The organism is Kitasatospora sp. NPDC001527, assembly GCF_040298605.1.
Lineage (GTDB): Bacteria > Actinomycetota > Actinomycetes > Streptomycetales > Streptomycetaceae > Kitasatospora.
The window spans coordinates 1-2,968 of record NZ_JBEPAM010000118.1 but is presented as its reverse complement, the minus strand read 5'-3'; the positions used below and the strand labels follow the sequence as shown (position 1 = coordinate 2,968).

The 2,968-nt window shown below is 73.2% G+C and carries 3 protein-coding genes; 2 read left to right on the top strand and 1 reads right to left on the bottom strand.

Annotated features, from left to right (window positions below; all coding sequences use genetic code 11):
* Positions 1–292 precede the first annotated feature (292 nt).
* A complete protein-coding gene (locus ABT238_RS38660) occupies positions 293–2,188 on the bottom strand; it encodes a CocE/NonD family hydrolase (protein WP_350807370.1) in 1,896 nt (631 codons plus the stop codon).
* Between the two features lie 204 nt (positions 2,189–2,392).
* Between ABT238_RS38660 and ABT238_RS38895 the strand changes: the two genes are divergently transcribed.
* On the top strand, positions 2,393–2,611 hold the full coding sequence (locus ABT238_RS38895; protein WP_502891504.1) for a transposase: 219 nt from the start codon (positions 2,393–2,395) through the stop codon (positions 2,609–2,611).
* Between the two features lie 33 nt (positions 2,612–2,644).
* A partial coding sequence (locus tag ABT238_RS38890; RefSeq protein ID WP_502891503.1) for a transposase occupies positions 2,645–2,968 on the top strand: 324 nt, incomplete at its 3' end.

Here is a 2,968-nt window from a genome sequence, read left to right as displayed (position 1 = left end):
AGCGAGTAGCCGGGGGGGAGTCTCACCCCCCGGCTCTCTCAGAACCGTGCTTGATCGTCTCCGATCACACGGCTCCCATCGTCCAGTCGTTCACGGTCAGGGCTTGGTGAGTTTCCAGTGGGCGAAGAGTCCTGGGTACACGCGCGGGTGCCTCCTCGTCGAAGAGACGGCTGATGAGAGCGGCGCGCCGCGCACGAGTACCATCGCCCCCCGGCTGCCAGGCGGTCACACTAGTGGATCATCCGCAGGAACATCACCGGGGTTTCAGAGTGGGATGCCGGGCCCGCCGGGGTCAGCCGACCACCGGCAGGTCCAGTGTCGAGGCCCGCCCGCCGCCGTGGCCGATCAGGTAGGCGGCCCGGCCGTCGGCCGGGAGCAGTTCGAAGGAGTCGGGGTTGGCGGCGGCGATGCTGAGCCGGATCCGGTCGCCCGCGCGGAACAGCGCCGAGACCGGCTGGAGGTCGATCACCACGCGCTGGGCGCGGCCCTGCGGGAAGGGTGCGGAGTCGGCGGCGGCGTAGGTCCGGGGCGTGCGCAGCCGGCGCCAGTCGGGGTTGTCGTCCCGGTCGGCCACGGCCCTTTCGGTGAGGGAGAGTTGGCCTTCGGTGAGGTAGGTGACGCGGCCGTCCGGGGCGACGTGCTCCAGGTAGGCGTGCAGCGCGCCCCGCTCGGAGCCGGCCAGACCGGTGACGTCGAGGGTGACCTTGGCGCTGCCGGTGATCCGGGTGTCCTCGGTCAGCGGGGCCGTGGTGTAGCTGAGCAGTTTGGCGTCCACGGCGGCGCGGTCGGGGTAGCTGACCTGATCGCCGCTGAGGTTGGTGTTCCAGCGGTCGAACTCCCCGGTGCCGGCGGTCGGGTCGAGGACCAGCCGGTCGGTTCCGGCGCGCTCCGGGCGGCGGCGGTCGAGGGTGTGGTCCTGGCCGAGGTGGAGCCGGCGGGTGCGGGTGCCGGCCACCGGCCAGCGGTCGGTGGTGCGCCAGGTGCCCTCGTTGAAGGTGTAGTAGTGCACCCGGCGGCGGCCGTCCGGGCGGGCTCCGTCGCGCACGTAGTGGTCGAAGAAGGCGACGACGCGCTGATCGTTCTCCTCGCGTTCGGCGGCGGTGACCGGGCGGGCCGGGCGGAACGGGTCGGCGAACCAGGTGGCGCTGTGGTTCCAGGGGCCGATCCAGTCGTCCTGGGTGTTGGACAGGGCGCTGAACTGGGAGAGCACGCCGTTGGCGGTGCCCGCGTCGAGCCAGCCCGCCCTGGTGAACACCGGCACGCCGCCCGCCTCGATGGCCTCGGTGCGCTCGGCGACGCTGCCGGCCTTCCAGGCCTTGGGCCCGTCCCGGTAGTCGCGGTGAGTACCGGCGCGCGCCATCTCGGTCTGATTGACGTTGCCGGCGTGCTCGGCCCGGGCGGCGGCCAGCAGGGCGGGGCCGTCCGGGCCGTCCACCGGGCGGGGGGTGACGCCGTGCAGTCCGACGAGGTCGCAGATCCTGCGGGTCTCCTCGTCGGTCTCGCAGGTGGTGCCGCCGGTGCCGTCGAGGATGCGCAGCAGCATCGCGTACGGGGCGAGCCGGGGTTCGATGAGCAGGCCGCCGGGGCGCGCCAGGTCCTCGTAGGCGTCGAAGTCGTAGGAGATCGGCGCGGCGGCGGCGATGTGGTGGTTGCCGAGGGAGGCCGCGAGCATGGCGGTGTCGCCGCCGTAGGAATCGCCGGTGGTGCCGACCCGGCCGTTGGACCAGGGCTGGGCGGCGATCCAGTCGCTGAGCGGGCCGGCGTCGGCGGCGGCCTCGTCGCTGGGCTCGGAGGTCAGGGTGCCGAAGGAGGCGCCGGTGCCGCGCAGGTCGGCGGTGACGTAAGCGTAGCCGCGGGCGGTCCAGCGGCGGGCGGCTTCGGTGATGCCTCCGCTCCGGCCGGCCTCCGCCCGGGCGCGCCAGTAGCGCTGCACGGTCAGGACGGTGGGCAGGTCGGCGCCGGCGCCCGGGGCGGTGCCGGCGGGGAGGTAGACGTCGACGGCGATGCGGACGCCGTCGGGCATGGTGACGTAGCGCGACTGGAGTCGGGGGTCGGCGTCCTCCTGCGGCGCCGCGGCGGCGGGGCCCGGGACGGCGGCGAGGGTGAGCGCGGCGGTGGCCGCGAGCACGGCGGCGAGCCGGCGGCGGGCAGCCGCGGGCGTGGTGGTGGGGCGGCTGGTCCTGCGCATGGTGCGGTGGTTCATCCGATGGCCTGGCCTCTCCTGGTATGACGGAGTTCCTGGCTCGCCCCCCTGCCTCCGATGGGACCACGGGCGGGCGGCGGGCCGCCATGGCCACCGACCCCGGGAGAACCCTGAGGGACGGCGGGGTCCCTCAGGGTTCTCCCTGAGAAAGTGTTGGGTGATTGATCAACTGCTTGGCGTGATGCGCTGGTGGTGATCTTCGCGGTCGAGGCGTCCGCGAAGATCACCACCATGTGTATCTGTGCGTGCAAGCCGTCCTACGGGTCGTCGTTGACGGATGCTCAGTGGGTGGTGATAGAGCCGTTGCTGCCGGTGCGGGATCCGCGCCGGGCGGGGCGGCCGTTGAAGTTTCCGCGTCGGCTGGTCGTGGACACGGTGTTGTACGTGCTGGTCAGTGGCTGTGCGTGACGGCTGGTTCCCCACGACCTCGCGCCGTGGGACGTGGCCTACCGCTGGTTCCGTGCGTGGACGGCGGACGGGACCTGGGACCGGGTTCACGATGCCCTGCGCGACCGGGTTCGGGTGGCGGACGGCCGCGACCCGCAGCCGTCGGCGGCGGTGCTGGATTCGCAGTCGGCCCGCAGTCACCAGGGCGGCGAGGCGATCGGCTACGACGCGGGCAAGCGTGTGCGGGGGCGCAAGCGGCACCTGCTGGTGGACACCTGCGGGCTCGTGCTGCGGGCGGTGGTGCACTCGGCCTCGGTGCAGGACCGGGCGGGCGCGAAGCTGGTCCTGGCCGGTATCAGGGAGGTGTTTCCGCAGGTC